This window comes from Streptomyces hainanensis, from assembly GCF_004348415.1.
Lineage (GTDB): Bacteria > Actinomycetota > Actinomycetes > Streptomycetales > Streptomycetaceae > Streptomyces > Streptomyces hainanensis.
The window spans coordinates 1-17,534 of sequence record NZ_SMKI01000115.1 but is presented as its reverse complement, the minus strand read 5'-3'; the positions used below and the strand labels follow the sequence as shown (position 1 = coordinate 17,534).

Sequence of the window (17,534 nt, the reverse complement as noted above, 5' to 3'; positions counted from 1 at the left end):
GGACAGCCCCACTCCCGCCCCCGGCCCTCACCCGCATAGCAAGCGGCATCCGCCTGCGGCCGGACACCGCATCGGCGCAAACCCCAGCGCGCCGTGGCCGCGCGGTGAGGTTCGGCCTCCCGGTTTGCCTATGGTTGCTCCTCGGCTTCCTGATCTATTTCCTGCGATGGCCCGGGATTGTGCTCACTCTGGCGGTCACCTGGACGATGACGGCAGTACTCAAACCGCGTTCCGGAAGCCTGACACGTGGGATGGGCTACGCGGCCGTGGCGGGCATCCCTGTGTGCCTCGCACCGGTTGTGATCGCCGCATGGGAAGGCGTGGAAGGCCTGACCCTCTCGATCGCATTGCCCTTCTTCGCGATTAATCTTCTGACCATCGCGGCGTACTGCTACCGCGACGTCAAGACCCGGCGAGCGGCAAGTTCGAGCTCGACATGAAGGAGATAACTGCCCTTCAAAGAAGGGCCGTTGCTTGCCGCTCGAATGGGGGATGATTCCTTCCACCGGAGGGGGATGGCCATGGAGTACGCCGGGTTGATATCGGCAGTGGTGGATATCGTGTCGGGAGCCGGGCGCGCGGCGGCCGAATCCATCGGGGCCAGCGCCGGGAGCGCGGTCTCGGATCTGGTGCGCGCGCGGCTCGGCACCACCGAGGAGGGCAGGACCGCCCTGGCCGGTGTGGACGCCGATCCCACCGCAACGGACGGGCTGCGGTCGGCGCTGCGGGACGCACTCGCGACGGATCCGGACTTCGCAGGCCAGCTGGCGGAAGCGTTAGCTGACCCACCACCGGCCACGCCCATCCCGAAGGTGGAGCACAGTGTGGTGATCAGTGGCGGGAGCAAGGTCCGCAACTCGACGATCTCGCTCGGCCCGCTGACCATCTCCCAGTCACGCGGAGGCTATGCCGTCGCCGCGCTTCTGGCCGTCGCTGTCGCCGTACTGGCGTTTCAGGTCATTCGCGGCGGCACTGAAGTCCTGGACAGGAATGATCCGGCTCAACAAGCCGAGCCGGTGGACCTCACCGCTGTCCTCACCGAGGAACAGACCCGCGCGGTCCTTCCTGACATCCAGAGCCTGCCATCAGGCTGGATCCAGGACCGAGAGCCCACCACCCCTGTCTGCGACTACGTCGACTGTGAAGGGGTCCTGGCCACGGGGGACGCCTCGTATGTCATCCCAGGAGTCGAGCACCGGGCGCGCTTCCGCGTCATCGCGTACTCCAGCCTGGAGGCCGCGCGCCGCGGATACACGGCGGGCAGGGAGGCGGAAGAGGCCAACATAGAAGCAGGCGAACACAGTTGGTTGACGCTACCCGCGATCGGCGACGAGAGCGTCGCGTTGCAGTTGCAGGACTGGATGAGCACCGCGGCCAGAGTGGGGACCATCATGGTTGCGGTGGATGGCTTCGGGGGCGACAGCGAGCGGTTCGATCCGGCGACCCTGGAGGCATTGACCCGCATGATGGCTGAGCGGGCCCAGCAGGCCCAGAACGGAGAAACTCCAACAGCCGCCGTCACGCAGCCGCTTGGCTGAGTGCTCTTGCTGCCCCGGCATGCCGGGTGTGGCGCCAGCCCACAATGTCTTGCCAGCCAGTTGAACCAGAACAGCGCGGCCAGATCGTGCATTCACGAGACCCGAAGCGCCCACTGGGTGGGCCGGCAGACGGTCATCCTAGGTGCATGGCTCAGTCCAACTCATCCCAGGCGCCACACAGCACGCCGAAGATCTCAGCGGTGACACGACGCGACGTCTTTGACTACCTGCGAGGTGAGGGCGGTCCCTGGTGGGGACAACTCGATGAGACCGACTTCCTCGAGGACCTGTACGACCTCGATCAATTGGCGTCAAGGGACTCCAGGTTCAAGACGGCCCGGCGCGACATCATCCAGCACCGAGTCAACAACCCATCCGACTGGCTCGACGACTGGATCTTCGAGGACCCGCGCTTCCAACTTCTCGACGGCCCCGACGAAGTACTTCTCACGTTTCTGGCACGTCTCGTCCATCCAGAAGTACAGCCCGACGTCGATCAGTCGGTCCAACGGGTTGAGCAGCTGAACCGCCTACTTGGACCCGACGGCTGGACCCTCCGCGCCTTCGAGTTCCTATCAGGCCGGCCGATCTACACGCCGGTCCCGACACAAGCCACCGGACCGCTCGTCTCGCTTCCTCTCAATGACGACGACACCGGCAAAATCGACCTCGTCCTCGGGCAGACCTACAGCCTCCTCGACCATGACGGAGAGGAGAAGGCCCGCCACTTACTCCGTCTGACCGTTCTGACGCTACGTCGTGATGGCGGCCTCTACCATCCCATGCCTGGTGACGCATGGACGGCCGGCACGTACGAGGCTGTGCTCACGGTGGATCGCACGCTTCTTCCGGCGTTCACAAAACCAGTTACTGATGCGATCTGGCAGCGAATGAAATCCGTACTCTCGTATCTCCAGCGCGAAGATGTCCAGTCCCTTGTGATCGAAGGCGACCGGTCACTGCCGGCCGTTCCGCCGAACTGGAGAAACCAGGCGGCCCAGCCAGCCCTCGAACTCGTTCGAGGCTTCCGCATCAGCTTCCCGTCCACGGAGTTCGATGTCACACGACGGGACTTCGCCGACCTGGAGGTCCGAGGCAACGGATACTCCTACTTCTATGACACCCGCACAGGGCGGATGGTCACCGACTTCCTCCTCGACGACCGACCGCTGGTGGCGACGCTGTGCCACGTCACCCTCCTCAACAAAGGCGGCGTCCTCTCACCCAGAGTCAAACTGTGGAAGAAGGACAAGGCCAAAGTCACGCGGGCAGCGGTCATGGAGGCGATTCCCGGCACCGAGTCCACTCAGATCGTCAAAGCCCTCGTCGACACCAACGATGTCCACGAAAACTTCTGGAAAGTCATCTGCTTCATCCAGAACTGCGTGGGATTACACAACATCCCAGGAGGTAGTCGACGACTGACCGTCGGCGACGAGGCCGAGTTGGCCCAACTGCTCGCCGACCAGGACCGCAGGACACTCCTCGAAGCCGTCAGGGACGCCATCGGCGGCACCCTCACGGATGAGGACATTCGACGGATCAGCAACCGGAAGTCGCAACTTCAACGGTTCAAAGAACTACTGACCGATCCGGAATTCTTCGATCGGGAACGTGGCAAGACGGCAGGGCCAGAGGCGGTTTGGCAGGGATTCTTCGAGGAGAATCCGTGGATCTTCGGGTATGGCCTCAATCTCGTCGCCTGCGAACCCCTCGACGACGGCAAACTGGAGCGAATCACAACCGGCGCCAACATCTTCACAGGGGCGGGGAAACGTAGTGACGCCGTCATGCGCTCCAAGGGATTCATCGGCAGCCTGCTGCTGTGCGAGATCAAGACCCACATGACCCCATTGTTGGCCAGCACACCGTACCGTGCCCCGGACGTCTACCAGGTCTCCAAGGATGTCGTCGGAGCCGTGGCACAGGTGCAGAAGACCGCACACAAGGCGCTACGACTGGTCAACGGCGAACTGCACAGGCTTTACCGGGACGACGGCGCCCCGACCGACATCGAGGTCTCCACCGCACGCCCCCGCCAGGTGTTGGTGATCGGGAGCCTGAGCGAGTTCACTGACCGCGGTGCCACGAACCCAGAGAAAATCACCTCCTTCGAGCAATACAGGCGATCCATCCAGGACGTCGAAGTCATCACCTTCGACGAACTCTACGAAAGGGCGTGCTTCATCGTGGAGGACCACTGAGACACACCTGACCCTCTGATCGGCAGCCGTCTACTGGGATCATGAATGCGCGCGCCTTGGCTCGCGCGTGGGACTGTGCGGGATCGAAGGCAGAGCGCATCCGGATCCCTCGCGCGTATCGACCAGAGCGATGGTTCGAACAGCCGCTGGTGCCTGCCACGACGGGACTGAGGTATCGAGTCGGGCCGATGCCTCATGGGGGTTCGTGGTGTTGTCCGCTCGCTGGGGCGGGGAGAGCCCGTTGGTGTTTCGTGGGCGGGGGTACGTGCCCGGTCGGCTCGGAGATCGCCTGCGTTGCGGTGACGGCCGTCTGTCCGGTCGTGCTCTCCCAGGTCGACAGGCTATCCGGGTTGATGGCGCAGATCATCAGGGCGAAGAAGATGGTCTGGGCGACGCGGCCGTGAGCGAGTCGTTTCCCGGGGGCGGCGACGAGGCCAACGGGTTCAGCGAGACCAACCGACACGGCCGTGGTTCATTGCCGTAGCACCGCTTCGCGTGCTCGTCGTTCGGCCGCATAGCCGACAACGACAGCGAGCAGCGCGGTGGTCAGCGCCAGGATCAGGGTCGCCCAGTTGATCCATACGAGTCCGGGCTCGCTGGGGTAGCTGGTGCCGTCCTCGCGGACGCAGTCGAAACGCAGCGGCAGATAGGACGACTCGTGATGGGAGAGGTCCTCACGCACGGCCGGCTCGAAACCGTCACGACAGGCCGGCGCCGGTGTCGAGTCCGCGCCATTCCCGAAATCGTGCTCGGACCACGAGACATGGACGAACCCCAGGGAGTAGGCGACGACCGCCACGCTGGCGGTCAGCCACGCCGCACGACGCGCCAGGTACTTCGCCCCAGGCTGCGGCCGACCTGGAAGCGCCACCGCGACGACGCGCACCGCAGCGACCAACGCACCGGCGGCAGACAGCAGAAGCAGGACCAGTGCCAGGAGCAGCATGAGCGTCTTCTCTCGGTTGGGGGAGCGTCAGGAGCCGATCCCACCAGCGTCGATCCACCCACACTGTGATGAGAACCGCATCGACCGTCACAGTGTCGCCACGAAGGTCGTGGCGGCGGACCACAGGCGTTCGAACGCGGGGCATACAAGCAGCGCGACACCGCCGAAGGGTGAACCGCTTGTCGGCGACGATGACCGTCTCACCGAGTCCTTCGGGAAACGATCACCAGCGGGTGGGAAGCGATCTCGAACGCCCAGGACAGGAGCTGGCCAGACCCACTCGTGAACGGCCCACACGTGGACCGTTCACGAGAGCAGGTGTGAGCGGTTGGCGAGATCCCGTCCGATCGGATTGATCGGGCGGGATCTCGCCTTTTCCGGGGGTTGTTCGAGGCGTTGTCCGAGTCCGCGGTGGAGGATCCCCGGCTCGAGACGGTGCTGGGGGGCCCTGAGCGACCCGCCGCGCCTGCGCGTCGTGCGCCAACTCCTCCTGGAGTCGGAGCGGTACGACCACGCATGCGGCTGGTTCGGCCTGGGCCGCCGCAGGTCCTCCCTGACCCATCACGTCAAGGCCCTTGCGCGAGGCGGGGATCACCCGGCAACGCCGGTACGGGCTGGAACGCCGCGGCCACGTCCGAGCCGACGACCTCGACGCCCGTTTCCCCGGCCTCCTGAACCTGCTCGTCACGGGGTGCGGGCCGGGCTGTTCGCCGTGGTCGTGGCGCGTGCCCCGGCGAGGGCGGTGGCCAGGGCCGCGGCTGCCGCGGCCAGCAGAGCCCAGCCGGGGGCGAGGCGGATCAGCGCCGCTCCGGTGGCGGCTCCGGCCGCCATGAGCGCGATCGCGCCGGCCCGGCGCGGCCACGGCTGGGCCCGGCCGGTGCCGAGGGGGGAGTCGGCGGCGAGGGCGGTCGTGGTGGAGGTGACCACGACCGTGGTGATGTCCTTGACCGCGAGTTCTCTGGCCGCGGCGGCCTGCACCCCCATCGCGAGGGCCAGGGCGCCCGCGACGGCCAGGTGGTCGCCGCCGGCGGCCCCCCTGACGAGCAGGGCAGCGCCGGATCCGGCGGTCGCCAGGCCGACGCCGCCGATCAGCACCGTGTGGCGGACGTTCCAGCCCGGCGGGGAGGACCGCAGCACACGCCCGCCTGCCGCGGCCCCGGACACGAAGCACGCCAGGGTGACGGCGGGTCCCGCGGTCGGCAGGTCGTCTGCGCCGGTGACGGCGGCGCCGAGGATGATCACGTTGCCGGTCATGTTCCCGGCGAAGACGCCGCCGAGGGACAGGAAGCTGACGGCGTCCACGATCCCGGTGGCGAAGGTCAGGACGAGCAGCAGTTGGAGGGGAAGTCGGGGGCGCACGGACCGGTTCACCGCCCGTTGGCAGGGGTTTCGGCCCGGGGCGCCGTCAGATCCGCCTTGGCCAGGCGGCCGTGTACGCCTTTCACGCCGTCGACCACCTGGGAGATCTGGAAGTCGGCGGCGGCGCTGAGGTAGGCGAGGCCGACCGGGCCCGGGATGCCGTGGCGGTGGTCGAGGAGTGCGAGGGCGTCGCGGACCGCGTACCGCACCGCCTCGTCGAGATCGGCGTCCAGGCCGAGGACGATGACCTCGTCCGCCGTCTCGGCATAGGGCGCCCGCAGGCGCGCGGCGAGCGCGCGTGCGTCCGGGCCGCTGTGGAGGGTGACGCGCAGGGTGGCGCGGAGCGGTGCCTCGAAGGCGGTGAGGGCCACCTCGCCGTCGCCCTGCGAGAAGTGGGGGTCGCCCGCGTAGAAGAGGGCGTCGGGGACCTGGACGGGCAGGAACAGGCGGCTGCCGGCGAGGAGGTGGCGGACGTCGAGGTTCCCGCCGTGCCGGCCCGGCGGCACGGAGTGCACGTCGGCCTCGGTGGCGGGGGCGACGCCCATGATGCCGAGGAAGGGGCGTAGCCGGAACGACAGGTGGCGGCCGTCGCCGACGGGCAGCCGGCCGCGGCCGTCGTCGCCGACGGTGGCGACCACGCTGTGCACGGTGGCGGGCGGTTCCGGGTACTCCGCCGGCAGCGCGCCCCTGCCGTGCCGGTTGCTGATCGCCCCGTAGGGGGCTCGGCGGCGCAGGCTCAGCACCTCGGCCTCCAGGACGTCGCCGGGGCGGGCACCACGCACCGCGACCGGTCCGGTCACCACGTGCGGGCCCCGGGTCGAGGCGTCGTGCTCCCGGGGTGAGGCGGCCAGCGCGACGGCGTCGGCCAGGAGGGCCGTGCCCGGTATGCCGGCGGCGCCGAAGAAGGCGGCCGGGTCACGCCCCTGGTCGCCGAGGATCCCCTCGTGGCTGATCGTGTCGAGCGTGACGGTCTCCCCCGAGCGGATGGTCAGGACCGGCTCGGAGCGGGCGTTGGGCAGCAGGCCCCAGTGCACCAGCTCGGGATCGGCCGGCAGGTAGTGGTCCCCGTCGACGGGGCCCTCCCCCGGTTGCAGCAGGACCGTCACAGAACCCCCGCCAGGGCCGCGCCGGTGAGCGTGAAGCCGAAGCACTGGCGGACGTTGTAGAGGGTGGCGTCCATGCAGAACGGCGGGGAGGTGGTGGCTACGGCGTCCTGGAGCACGAGGACGTCGTAGCCGAGGTTGGCGGCGTCCATCAGGGTCGCCAGGACGCACTGGTCGGCGTTGACCCCGGCGAACAGCAGGGTGTCGACGCGCAGGTTGCGCAGCACGCTGTCCAGTTCGGTGTCCTGGAAGCCGCTCATCCGGTACTTGGCGATGTGCAGGTCGCCGGCCGCTGGTTCGAGTTCCTCGACGACGGCGGCGGACGGGCTGCCCGCTTCCAGGACGGGACCCCGGCCGTCGGGGAGGACGGCGCCGATGCCGCCGCCGGTGCCGTCGGCGTCGTAGACGTGCAGGACACCGGGCGGGAGGTTGGCACGGTCGGGGCGGTTGCCCCAGTTGAGCCAGACCACGGGGACGCCGGCGGCGCGCAGCCCCGGGAGCAGGCGGGCGAGGACGGGGATGGGGGCGCGGGCCGGGGTGATGTCGACGCCGATGGACGCGAGCCAGCCGTCGGCGGCGCAGAAGTCGTTCTGCATGTCGACGACGATCAGGGCCGTCGCCGCCAGGTCCAGGGTGACGTTCTGCGGGAGCGCCTCGACGGTGGCCGGGTGCCGGGGACGGGCGGGGCGCAGCAGGCTGACCTCCCCGGGCCCTGCTGTCCACGCGTTGCGGTGGTTGGGACCTATCAGACGGACGGTCACCTCGGGGGTCCTTCCGGGCGGGCGGCCTGGGCGGCCAGGTCGAGCAGGGGCAGGCGGGTCAGCAACTCCTCCGGCAGGGCGAAGGCGTCGACCAGCGTCTCCAGTCTCGGGGTGAGTCGGGCGCGGAGTTCCTGGACGAGGGACGGCAGTCGGCGGGCCTCCTCGACCGGCAGCAGGCCGTCGGCGATCAGTGCGCCGGCGAGTGGGCGCAGGCGGTCGAGGAGGAAGAGCCGGCACAGGTCGGTCAGCAGCGCGCCCGCGCCGCCACCGCCGGCAGCGGCCGCGGCCGTGGCGGTCAGGAACGCGTCGGCGGCGCGGACCAGGACGTGGGCGGACAGCGCCTCCTGGGCCGGACCGACCGCGTGGTTCCAGCGGGCCTGCGGGTCGCCGGTCGGGCCGCCGCGCAGCGCGGCGGTGGCTCGGGCGCGGAGCGTCGCCTCGTGGGCGGCCAGCATCTCGCGCATCGCGCGGGGGTCGTCGAGCGGTCGGGGAGCGGCCGGCCGGGCCGGTGGCACGGTGGCCGGCGCGAAGAGGAGTTCGCCGGCGGCCTTCACCCAGATGACCAGGTTGTCGCCCTCGGCGGTGATCGTGCCCTCGATGTTGGTGGTGAAGTCCGCCAGGCCGTTGACCGGGAAGAGGCCCTGCGCGCCGCAGCGTTCGCGGCACTCGACGCAGATCCGGCGCGCCTCCCAGGTGTTCCAGGCCTTGGTGACCGCGACCAGGCGTTCGGCGTCCTCGCGCAGCGCGGGCTCGTGCTGGGCGCGGGCCCAGGCGTCGGTGGCGGCGCGGTGCAGGTAGGTCATGGCGTAGGCGGTCGCGGTGGCTTCCAGTAAGCGGTCGGTGTGGCTGCGGTGGGCGGTGAGCGGCACCCGCCGGCCGGCCGACATGCCGGTGACGTGGCGGCGGCCGGCGTAGCGGACGGCGATCGCCAGGGCGGCCCGGGCGCCGCCGAGGCCGCAGGCGCTCATGCACAGCTTGCCGGTGGTGACCCGGCCGATGGCGCGCAGGAACCGCTTGCGGCGGTTGCCGATGCCGCCGGTCAACTCGCCGTCGGCGGTGAGCCGTCCGTGGTCGCCCTGGAGCAGGGCGGAGTGCGGCAGCAGGACCTGGTCGAAGGAGGTGAGGCAGTGGTCGACGGGGCTGCCGAGGCGTTCGGGGAGCGGCCGCACGCTGATGCCGGGCCTGAACCCAGTGTCGTCGCTCAGCTCCACGAGGAAGAGGAAGGCGCCGAGGTCCGCGCCCTCCACGAGCAGGCGGGCCGCGACGACGGCCGTCTTCGGGCCGCCGGCCGGGCTGGTGTTGGGCATGAACTTGCGGGCGCCGGGGTGCGGGGTGTGCAGGACGAAGCCACCGGTGGCGGCGTCGAAGGTGGCGGTGGTCTCCAGTGCCGCGGCGTCGTTGCCGTGGTCGAGCTCGGTGCAGAGAAACGTTCCGACACGGTCCGTCGTCAGCAGCGGCGTCAGATCGCGGTCGGCGTCGGGGTCGTGGTCGACCAGGCTGCCGAGGAACAGGTTGTAGTGGATTCCCGCGACGGTGGTGAGCGCGCCGTCCGCGACGGCCAGCCACTCGTGCAGGGCGGCCAGTCGGTGGACGTCGCCCGCGAGGCGCCAGGGGTCGTCGAGGGAGGCGTTGACTATCCGCAGCCGCCGGTAGGCCAGTTCGACGCTCTCCGCGGGGCTCAGCCCACCGCGGTGGGCGAACGCCTCGTCGGCCAGCAGCCGACGCCCGTGTTCGTGGGGGGACGCGTCGGGCGTGTGGTCGCCGAACAGCGAGCGCGAGAGCTCGGCGGACAACTGTTCGGCCCGGTCAGGGGCTTGCTGTGTGCTCACCGCGACACTTTAACTTCTCCCCGTAACAGGAGAGTTGCGCCGAAACGGAGGCGCCGGCTACCGCGCCGGGACGGCGCGGTGGCGGGCCCTGCCGGCCCGTACGGCCAGTGTGCCGGCGGCGATCAGGAGGCAGGTGCCGGCCAACGGGTAGGCGGCGGCGACGAGTTGCTGGGCGGCCGACAGATGTAGCTCCGGGCGGCTCTCGTCGTGCGGCAGCAGCCAGCTGGCGTAGGAGAAGGCGAGCAGCGTCGCCGTCCAGGCGGCGATCCGCCAGACCCGGTCGCGGCGTCGGCGCGCCTCCGCGAACAGCAGCACCGACACCGGCACCGCCCACACCCAGTGGTGCGACCACGACACCGGGCTGACCAGCAGCGCGGTGACCGCGCAGCTGGTGGCGGCCCAGGCCGTGGCGAGCGGCAGCCGGTCCGCCGCGAGCAGGGCGGCGACGGACACCGCGACCCCGGCGCAGCAGACGGCGGCGGCGGCCGACAGCCACCAGGGCGAGAGGTCGCCGGTGTGCAGCACCCGGGCGAGGACGCCGCGCAGCGACTGGTTGGCGGCCGCCTCGGCGGCGCCCACCCGGTCGCCGGCGAGCACGACGTCCGTCCAGAACCGCCACGACTCGCGCGGCAGCAGGAGGACCCCGACGCCGACGGTGCCGGCGAACGCCAGCCAACTCCTGGTCGCCCACCGCAGGTGCGGGTTGCCGGGGGGCTCGCCGCGGCGCAGCCGGGCGACGGCGAGCACCGTGCCGGCCGCCGTCAGCAGCACGGCGAAGAGCGCCGGCGTCAGCTTGATGCCGGCGGCCACCCCGGTGGCCACGCCGGCCCAGCGGTGGTCGGCGCGGCGGGTCAGGTCCCAGAGGACGAGCACCACGAGCAGCAGGTTGATCTGGCCGTAGCGGATCGTGGCCCACACCGGCTCGCTCCAGACGGCGAGCGAGGCGACCGTCAGGGAGACGCCGGTGTGCCAGGGGGCCAGGCGGCCGCCGACCAGGCGCAGCGACAGGTGCGCGAGCGCGACCACCAGGGCGAAGTTCAGCACGCAGACGAGGCCTCGTATGGCGTCGACGCTCAGCAGCGTCAGCGGCACGAAGAGCAGTGCGGCGAACGGCGGGTAGGTGGCGGGCAGTTCGTGGGCGGTGACGGTGAGGCCGTACAGGTCGCCGCCGGTGCGCACGGCCCAGCCCTCGGCGCGGTAGACGTCGAGGTCGCCCAGGGGGAGGTCCAGGGCGAGCTGTGCGAGCCAGCAGGCCGCGAACGACAGCGCGCATGTCAGCCCCGCGAGGAGCGGCGCGGCACTCCGCAGCCCGAACCCGCGCGGCTCGAGGGGTTCACCTACGGCCGGAAGCACGCGCGCCACCCTAGGGTGGCCGGGCCGTGACGCGCCGCCGACCGGAGCCGATTCTCCGCAGGTCAGCCGTCGACGTCACCCGTTCGCCGCATTACCGGCAGCCATCCCGACATTCCACGCGAGACCCTACATATGGTCCCTTTCGGTCGTCCAGGGGTGTGAGGCATGGATGTTTCAGGCACGACGAACGGCTGGCCGGGATCCGCGGCCGACGACGGTGTCCCGGGCACGCCGCCGACGGTGGCCGTCACCGTCGTGATGCCGACGTACAACGAGGCGGAGAGCCTGCCGGGCACCGCCCGGGAGTTGCTGGCCCTGCCGCTGCCGGGGCTGCGGCTGCTGGTGGTGGACGACGCCAGCCCGGACGGCACGGGGCGGGTCGCCGACGAGCTGACCGAGCGGCACCCGGGCCGGGTCGAGGTGCTGCACCGCACGACGAAGGACGGCCTGGGCCGGGCGTACGCCGCCGGCATGGCGGCGGCGGTGGCGCACGGCGCCGAGTACGTGCTCCAGATGGACGCCGACGGCAGCCATCCGGTGCGGCACGTGCCCCAGCTGGTCGGCAGCGCGCTGGCCACCGGCGCCGACCTGGTGGTGGGCAGCCGCTACGTGCCGGGCGGGCGGCTGGCCACCGAGTGGCCGGCCCACCGCAGGCTGCTCTCCCGCTGGGCGAACCGCTATGTCGACATGGTGCTGCGCACCGGGCTGCGGGACATCACCGCCGGCTTCGCGCTGTGGCGGGCCGGCGCCGTCACGGCGCTCGGCCTGGAGCGGGCGCGCAGTGCCGGCTACAGCTTCCAGATCGAGCTCAAGCACGCCGCCGTGCGGGCCGGCTGCTCCGCGGTCGAGATCCCCATCCACTTCGAGGAGCGCCGGCACGGCGTCTCCAAGATGTCGGCCGCCGTGCAGGTGGAGGCGGCCCTGCTGCCGTGGCGGCTGCTGCTCGGCGGACTGGGGGCCGCGCCGCCGGAGGACGGCCCCGGCCGGGCCCCGGGGGCGCCGGGCGCGGGGCGGTGATCCATGGCCTACGAACGCGCGGCGCCCCCCTCGCCGGCCGCGGCGGTCCCCGGCGCCCTCGACCGCCTCGGCGCGGCCCTGCGCGCCGCCGCCCCGGCGCTGCTGGCGTACGCCGCGGTCCGGGCGACGGGGCTGCTGGTCATGTCGGTCTGGATGGCGTTCGCGGAGGAGAGCCCGCGCCGCTTCCTCAACCGGCGCTGGGACTCCCTGTGGTACGCGCGGATAGCCGAGGACGGCTACGGCTACACCCGCTTCAGCGCCGGCCGTTGGCATCCGGACGAGGCGTTCTTCCCGCTGTTCCCCGTCCTGGAGCGCGCGGTCACGGCGGTGGTGCCGGTGTCGGCCAACGGCGCCGGGCTGCTGGTGGGTTGGACGGCGGCGCTCGCCGCGGCCTGGGGGATCTTCGCCGTCGCCACCCTGCTGTACCGGCGGATGGTGGGCGTCGTGCTGGTGGCGCTGTGGGCCGCCGTCCCGCCCGCGTTCGTGCAGTCGATGGCGTACACGGAGACGCTGTTCACCGCGCTGGCCGCCTGGGCGCTGTTCGCCGTGCTCACCGGGCGTTGGTGGTGGGCGGGGGCGCTCGCCGTCGCCGCCGGGCTCACCCGTCCCTCCGGGGTGGCGGTGGTGGCGGCGGTGCTGGTGGGCGGCGCGGTCGAGCTCCTCCTCCGCCGGAGCGGCGCGCCCCGGCGGCGGGTGCTGGCCGCCATGGCGATCGCGCCGCTCGGCTGGCTCGGCTACGTCGGGTACGTGTCGTGGCGGCGGTCGAGCCCGACCGGCTACTTCGACGTGCAGGCCGAGTGGGGCAACGGCTTCGACGGCGGCGTGGCGTTCCTCCGCTTCGTGACGGGCATGCTGGGGACCAACCCGGCGCACGGGCTGCTGATCCTCGCGGCGCTCGCGGCGCTCGCCGCGCTGCTCGTCCAGTGCGTCAGGCAGCGGCAGCCGCTGCCGCTGCTCGCCTACACCGCGGTGCTGGCGGTGACGGCCCTGGTGGGGGCCGGCTACTTCACGTCGCGGCCCAGGCTGCTGATGCCCGCCTTCGCGCTGCTGCTGCCACTGGCCGTCTGGCTGGCCGGGAAGCCGCGCGCGGCGACGGCCGGCGCGGTGGCGGCCGCCGCGGTCTCCTCCGGCGTCTACGGCACCTGGTTCCTGCTCTACGAGGGGCCGCCCTGACCGCCACGCGGGGCGCCCGTGGCCCCGTCACCCCTTGACCGCGCCGTCGGTGAGGCCGGAGAGCACCGCCCGGCGGAAGACCAGCACCAGCAGCGCGACCGGCACGGTGGCGGCCATCGCGGCGGCGAAGATCACGCCGTACGGCACCTGGTAGCGGTCGCCGTAGATCGCGATCCCGACCGGGATGGTGCGGAAGTCGTTCTCGCTGTTGAGGGTGAGCGCCATCAGGAACTCGGTCCAGGTGGCGGCGAACGTGAACACCCCGGCCGTGAACAGCGCGGGGCCGGCCCCCGGCAGGATCACCGAACGCAGCGTGCGGAGGACGCCGGCGCCGTCGATCGTCGCCGCCTCCTCCAGCTCGCGCGGCAGGTCGAGCAGCGAGTTCCGCAACATCCAGACGGCGAACGGGAGATGGAAGGCGACGTAGGGGATGATCAGCCCCGCGTGGCTGTTGAGCAGCCCGAGTTCGCGCTCCACCAGGTAGAGCGGGGTCACCACGGCGATCACCGGGAAGACCGAGATCATCAACAGCCCGACCATCACCGGGCCGCGCCCGCGCATCGGCAGCCGGGCCAGCGCGTAGCCGGCGAGCAGCGCCAGGGCCAGCACGATCACGGTCGAACTGACGCACACCACCGCGCTGTTGTACAGGTAGCGGCCCATGTCGGCCGCGTCCAGGGCGTGCCGGTAGTTGTCGAGGGTCGGGTCCTCGGGGAACGGGGTGGGCGGCGAGGCGCCCGCCTCCACCGGGGACTTGAACGAGGTGACGGCCATCCAGTAGAGCGGCGCCGCCGTCACCACCACGAGCAGCAGGCCGCCGACGGTCACCGGGTTGAGGTAGCGCCGCACGCCCGTCCGGCGGCGCCCGCGCCGGCTCATGTCGCGCCCCCTTCGCCGGCCTCGTCCACGTGCGATCTGAACACCCGGAGGAACAGCAGGCAGCAGCCGAGCACCAGCAGCCCGGTGGCGGTGGCGACGGCCGCGCCCATCCCCATGTCGAGGTCGTGGAAGAGGGCCCGGTAGCCGAGCATCGCCAGCGACTGGGTGGCCGTGCCGGGGCCTCCCTGGGTGAGCACGAACGGCAGGTCGAAGATCCCGAACGCCTGGAGCACCCGGAACAGCACGGCCACCGCCACCACCGGGCGCAGCGCCGGCAGCACGACGCTGACGAAGGTCCGCCAGGCCCCGGCGCCGTCCACCTCGGCCGCCTCGTACCGCTCGGCGGGGATCCTGACCAGGCCGGCCAGCACGATCACGGCGACGAACGGGGTGGTCTTCCAGATGTCGGCGACGGCCATCGCGGTGATCGCGGGCGCCGGGGTGCCGAGGATCACCGGCGGCTCGTCGAGCAGCAGGCCGAGGCCCCAGGTCACGGCGCCGTAGGTGGCGTTGTAGAGGTAGCCCCACAGCTGGGCCGAGACGACGGTGATCATCGACCAGGGGATCAGCAGCAGCGCCAACAGCCAGCCGCGGCCCACCTCGAGACGGTCGAGCAGCACCGCCACCGCGATGCCGAGGACGAGTTCGACGGCGACCGTGACGACCGTGTAGCCGAGGGTGAAGACCAGCGCCTCGCGCCAGGCCGAACTGCCGAGCATCGTCGCGTAGTTGGAGAGGGTCCAGTCCTCGACGCGCAGCCCGTCGTAGGTGAGGCCGACCCGGGTGAAGCTGATCGCCACGGAGTAGGCGACGGGGAAGATCGTCACCGCGGCGACGACCACCAGCGCGGGCAGGGTGAGGAACCAGCCGACGCGGGCACGCTGCCGGGTGAGGCTCGGGGCGCTCACAGCGCGGTGCCCTCCAGCGCCGCCGCGATGCCGTCCCTGGCGTGTGCCAGCGCCTCGGCCGGTGTGGCGCCGCCGGTGAGCAGGGTGTTGACGTGGGTGGCGAGCGCCTTGCTGACCTGCGGATAGTGCGGCGTCCCGGTGGGCCGTGCGACCAGCCGCACCTCGTCGGCCGCCGCCAGCACCGGCGTCGACGAGCGGCGGGCCTCGGCGCCGGCGCGGACGGCGGTCAGGGCCGGCAGGTAGGACGTGTTCCGCATCATGATCACCTGTGCCTCCTCCTCGGCGCAGAACCGGGCGAACGCCACGGCGGCGCCCGGCTGTTCGGAGTGCGGGTTGACGAAGTTGCACCAGCCGCCGAGGCAGCCGTGGCCGGCGGCCGCGCCGTCCGCGAAGCCGGGGCGCGGCACCGCGCCGACCCGGCCGGCGACGGGCGAGTCGGGCGCCTCCACCACGCCCCACACATAGGCCCAGTTGCGGAGGAAAAGCGCCCGGCCGCCGACGAACGCGTCGGTGGAGTCCTGTTCCCTGAAGGTGCCCACGGCGCGCGGCGCGACGCCGTCGGCGACCAGGTCGCGGAGGAACGTCAACGCCCGCTCGCCCGACCGGCCGCCGAGCGTCACCCGGGTCCCTTCCTCGTCCAGGATGGCGCCGCCGGCGTCGGCGACGAACTCCGCGACGTTGGCGGTCAGTCCCTCGTAGACCGCGCCCTGGAAGGCCAGGCCGTACTCCGCGTCGCCGGCGCGCGTCACCACGCGGACGGCCTCGGCCAGTTCCTCCCAGCTGCCGGGCACCGCGAGCCCGTGCCGGTCGAGCAGGTCGCGCCGGTAGTAGAGGTACGCCTGGTCCACGTAGAAGGGGAAGGCGTAGCTGTCGCCGGCGTGGCCGACCGCGCGCACCAGCGGCTCCGGATACGCGTCCCAGTAGCCCGCGCCCACCACCGAGTCGAGCGGCAGGGCCAGCGCGTTGTGGGCGAACTGCGCGGGCCAGGCGACGTCCCCCAGGTACAGGTCGGGCGAGGCGGCGCCGCCGGCGACGGCGGTGGCCAGCACGGCCCGCGAGACGTCGGTGACGGCGGGCGCGTCGACGGTCTCGACCGTGATGGTGGGGTGGTGCCGGCGGAACGCGTCGATCAGCAGGGTCCGCAGGTCGCGCCCGTCGCCGGTGGCCATCGGGAACGACCACCACCGGACGGTGACCTCGCCGCGCGGCACCTCGGCCGCCCGCGCCAGGTCGGGCGCGCCACCCCGCCCACCGCCGCAGCCGGCCAGGGCCGCGACGCCGACGCCGACGCCGACGCCGGCGGTCAGGAGGCTCCTGCGTCTCAACGCCATGCAGCAACAGCTTCCCGTTGCGCCGATCGGGTTAACGCGGGGGGTGCGGGGGACCCGCGAAGATCCGGGGCCGAGGCCGTGGCCCCACCGGGCCCCGGCCGTGAACACATCGCGGTCCGGCCGCCGTTCGGCCGCCCCGTTCGGCCGTGGCCCGGGCGTGGCCCGGGCGGGCTCAGTCGAGCGAGGCGAGGAAGCCGGCGGCGGTGTCCGCCCGCGCGGCCCCGGCCCGCGCCGGGGTGAGGCCGGCGAGGGCGGCGGTGGCGTGCGGGTCGGTCTCGGGCCCCGGGTGGAGGCCGAGGGCGCGGAAGACCCGCCGCCGCTCGGACGGCAGGCCCGCGTAGGACATGTCGAAGGCGGCGCGCACCGCGCGGCCCCCGGCGACCAGTTCGCCGAGACGGTCCCGGGCCGCGGCGAACCGATCGGCGAAGTCCCGGACGTTCCCGTGCGGTTGGTGGGCGAGACGGCCGGCGAGCAGCACGAGCGCGAGCGGCAGCCGGCCGCTCAGCTCCACCAGCTCGGCGACGGCGGCCGCGTCCGAGGGGGTCGCGGTGCCCGGCGGGCGATGCGCCAGGCGCGTGAACAGCAGGGCGGCGTCGTCGGGCGGCGGCGGGTCGAGGGACAGCGGGGTCGCGCCGTCCAGGGCGGTGAGCCGGCGACGGCTGGTGACCAGCACCAGGCAGCCGGGCGCGCCGGGTAACAGGGGCTCCAGCTGGGCGTGGTCGGCGACGTCGTCCAGCAGGAGCAGCGCCCGCCGCCCGGCGAGCCGGTCCCGCCAGAGGGCGGCCCGGGCGTCCACTCCCTCGGGGAGGCTTCGGGGCTCCACGCCGACGCCCAGCAGGAGTTGGGCCAGCGCGTCGACCGCCGGCACCGGCCGCCGCCCGGGGGTGTGGGCGTGCAGCCGCAGGAACAGCTGGCCGTCCGGGAAGTGCCCGGCCAACCGGTGCGCCACGTGCACCGCCAAGGCCGTCTTGCCGACGCCCGGCATGCCGTCGACGGTGTGGATGGGGTGACCGGTCGCCGGGTCGGCCGCCCGCACGGCGGCCAACAGCCGTGCGACCTCGGTGCGGCGGCCCGTGAACGCGGCCACGTCGCGGGGCAACGTGCGGAGCGCGAGCACGGGCGGGGACGGGGGC

General features: G+C 72.1%; 15 protein-coding genes and 1 pseudogene. 6 read left to right on the top strand and 10 right to left on the bottom strand.

Annotated elements, in window-relative coordinates; genetic code table 11:
- The 3 genes from E1283_RS13175 to E1283_RS13165 all read left to right on the top strand — a co-directional run.
- Nucleotides 1-440: hypothetical protein (locus E1283_RS13175; RefSeq protein WP_207930385.1), on the top strand; the 440-nt coding region annotated here is incomplete at its 5' end.
- An 81-nt stretch (nucleotides 441-521) separates the two neighbouring features.
- Nucleotides 522-1,538, top strand: coding sequence for a hypothetical protein (locus E1283_RS13170; protein WP_132818186.1), 1,017 nt, complete (start codon nucleotides 522-524; stop codon nucleotides 1,536-1,538).
- A gap of 146 nt (nucleotides 1,539-1,684) precedes the next feature.
- Nucleotides 1,685-3,742, top strand: coding sequence for a Shedu anti-phage system protein SduA domain-containing protein (locus tag E1283_RS13165; protein ID WP_132818185.1), 2,058 nt, complete (start codon nucleotides 1,685-1,687; stop codon nucleotides 3,740-3,742).
- A 472-nt stretch (nucleotides 3,743-4,214) separates the two neighbouring features.
- Here E1283_RS13165 and E1283_RS13160 read toward each other — a convergent pair whose 3' ends face one another.
- Nucleotides 4,215-4,688 carry a hypothetical protein gene (locus E1283_RS13160; RefSeq protein ID WP_132818184.1) on the bottom strand — a complete coding sequence of 158 codons (474 nt, stop codon included), beginning with the start codon at nucleotides 4,686-4,688 and terminating at the stop codon, nucleotides 4,215-4,217.
- A 384-nt stretch (nucleotides 4,689-5,072) separates the two neighbouring features.
- Between E1283_RS13160 and E1283_RS38710 the strand changes: the two are divergent.
- Nucleotides 5,073-5,371: pseudogene (locus E1283_RS38710) on the top strand (ArsR/SmtB family transcription factor); the annotation flags it as partial.
- 1 nt (nucleotide 5,372) lies between these two features.
- Here E1283_RS38710 and E1283_RS13150 read toward each other — a convergent pair.
- From E1283_RS13150 to E1283_RS13130, 5 genes are read right to left on the bottom strand one after another with little or no spacing between them, the layout of a single operon-like run.
- Nucleotides 5,373-6,047, bottom strand: coding sequence for a YoaK family protein (locus E1283_RS13150; protein ID WP_165956107.1), 675 nt, complete (start codon nucleotides 6,045-6,047; stop codon nucleotides 5,373-5,375).
- 8 nt (nucleotides 6,048-6,055) lie between these two features.
- Nucleotides 6,056-7,153 (bottom strand): acetamidase/formamidase family protein, encoded by a 1,098-nt coding sequence (locus E1283_RS13145; RefSeq protein WP_243744810.1) that lies wholly within the window; start codon nucleotides 7,151-7,153, stop codon nucleotides 6,056-6,058.
- Complete coding sequence (locus tag E1283_RS13140; RefSeq protein WP_132818182.1) at nucleotides 7,150-7,911, bottom strand: cysteine hydrolase family protein; 762 nt, start codon at nucleotides 7,909-7,911, stop codon at nucleotides 7,150-7,152. The genes E1283_RS13145 and E1283_RS13140 overlap by 4 nt, the downstream gene beginning before the upstream one ends.
- Nucleotides 7,908-9,740 (bottom strand): acyl-CoA dehydrogenase family protein, encoded by a 1,833-nt coding sequence (locus E1283_RS13135; RefSeq protein WP_132818181.1) that lies wholly within the window; start codon nucleotides 9,738-9,740, stop codon nucleotides 7,908-7,910. The genes E1283_RS13140 and E1283_RS13135 overlap by 4 nt, the downstream gene beginning before the upstream one ends.
- A 57-nt stretch (nucleotides 9,741-9,797) precedes the next feature.
- The gene (locus tag E1283_RS13130) at nucleotides 9,798-11,093 is read right to left on the bottom strand and encodes a glycosyltransferase 87 family protein (RefSeq protein ID WP_165956106.1); all 1,296 of its coding nucleotides are present in this window, start codon (nucleotides 11,091-11,093) and stop codon (nucleotides 9,798-9,800) included.
- A 258-nt stretch (nucleotides 11,094-11,351) separates the two neighbouring features.
- Here E1283_RS13130 and E1283_RS13125 point away from each other — a divergent pair, with 258 nt between their 5' ends.
- Both E1283_RS13125 and E1283_RS13120 read left to right on the top strand, forming a co-directional pair.
- A complete protein-coding gene (locus E1283_RS13125) occupies nucleotides 11,352-12,110 on the top strand; it encodes a polyprenol monophosphomannose synthase (RefSeq protein WP_243744811.1) in 759 nt (252 codons plus the stop codon).
- A gap of 3 nt (nucleotides 12,111-12,113) precedes the next feature.
- On the top strand, nucleotides 12,114-13,283 hold the full coding sequence (locus tag E1283_RS13120) for a hypothetical protein (RefSeq protein ID WP_132818178.1): 1,170 nt from the start codon (nucleotides 12,114-12,116) through the stop codon (nucleotides 13,281-13,283).
- A gap of 27 nt (nucleotides 13,284-13,310) precedes the next feature.
- Here the strand turns inward: E1283_RS13120 and E1283_RS13115 are convergent, their stop codons facing one another.
- The 4 genes from E1283_RS13115 to E1283_RS13100 all read right to left on the bottom strand — a co-directional run.
- Nucleotides 13,311-14,162, bottom strand: coding sequence for a carbohydrate ABC transporter permease (locus tag E1283_RS13115; RefSeq protein ID WP_132818177.1), 852 nt, complete (start codon nucleotides 14,160-14,162; stop codon nucleotides 13,311-13,313).
- Complete coding sequence (locus E1283_RS13110) at nucleotides 14,159-15,070, bottom strand: carbohydrate ABC transporter permease (protein ID WP_132818176.1); 912 nt, start codon at nucleotides 15,068-15,070, stop codon at nucleotides 14,159-14,161. The genes E1283_RS13115 and E1283_RS13110 overlap by 4 nt, the downstream gene beginning before the upstream one ends.
- On the bottom strand, nucleotides 15,067-16,401 hold the full coding sequence (locus tag E1283_RS13105; RefSeq protein ID WP_132818175.1) for an extracellular solute-binding protein: 1,335 nt from the start codon (nucleotides 16,399-16,401) through the stop codon (nucleotides 15,067-15,069). The genes E1283_RS13110 and E1283_RS13105 overlap by 4 nt, the downstream gene beginning before the upstream one ends.
- A 172-nt stretch (nucleotides 16,402-16,573) precedes the next feature.
- Nucleotides 16,574-17,534: AAA family ATPase (locus tag E1283_RS13100; RefSeq protein ID WP_207930384.1), on the bottom strand; the 961-nt coding region annotated here is incomplete at its 5' end.

Excerpts from the sequence above, each read along its gene's own strand:
- E1283_RS13170 (WP_132818186.1), top strand. The coding sequence starts at position 522 with ATGGAGTACGCCGGGTTGATATCGGCAGTGGTGGATATCGTGTCGGGA.
- E1283_RS13165 (WP_132818185.1), top strand. The coding sequence starts at position 1,685 with ATGGCTCAGTCCAACTCATCCCAGGCGCCACACAGCACGCCGAAGATC.
- E1283_RS13160 (WP_132818184.1), bottom strand. The coding sequence starts at position 4,688 with ATGCTGCTCCTGGCACTGGTCCTGCTTCTGCTGTCTGCCGCCGGTGCG.
- E1283_RS13125 (WP_243744811.1), top strand. The coding sequence starts at position 11,352 with ATGCCGACGTACAACGAGGCGGAGAGCCTGCCGGGCACCGCCCGGGAG.
- E1283_RS13120 (WP_132818178.1), top strand. The coding sequence starts at position 12,114 with ATGGCCTACGAACGCGCGGCGCCCCCCTCGCCGGCCGCGGCGGTCCCC.
- E1283_RS13115 (WP_132818177.1), bottom strand. The coding sequence starts at position 14,162 with ATGAGCCGGCGCGGGCGCCGCCGGACGGGCGTGCGGCGCTACCTCAAC.
- E1283_RS13105 (WP_132818175.1), bottom strand. The coding sequence starts at position 16,401 with ATGGCGTTGAGACGCAGGAGCCTCCTGACCGCCGGCGTCGGCGTCGGC.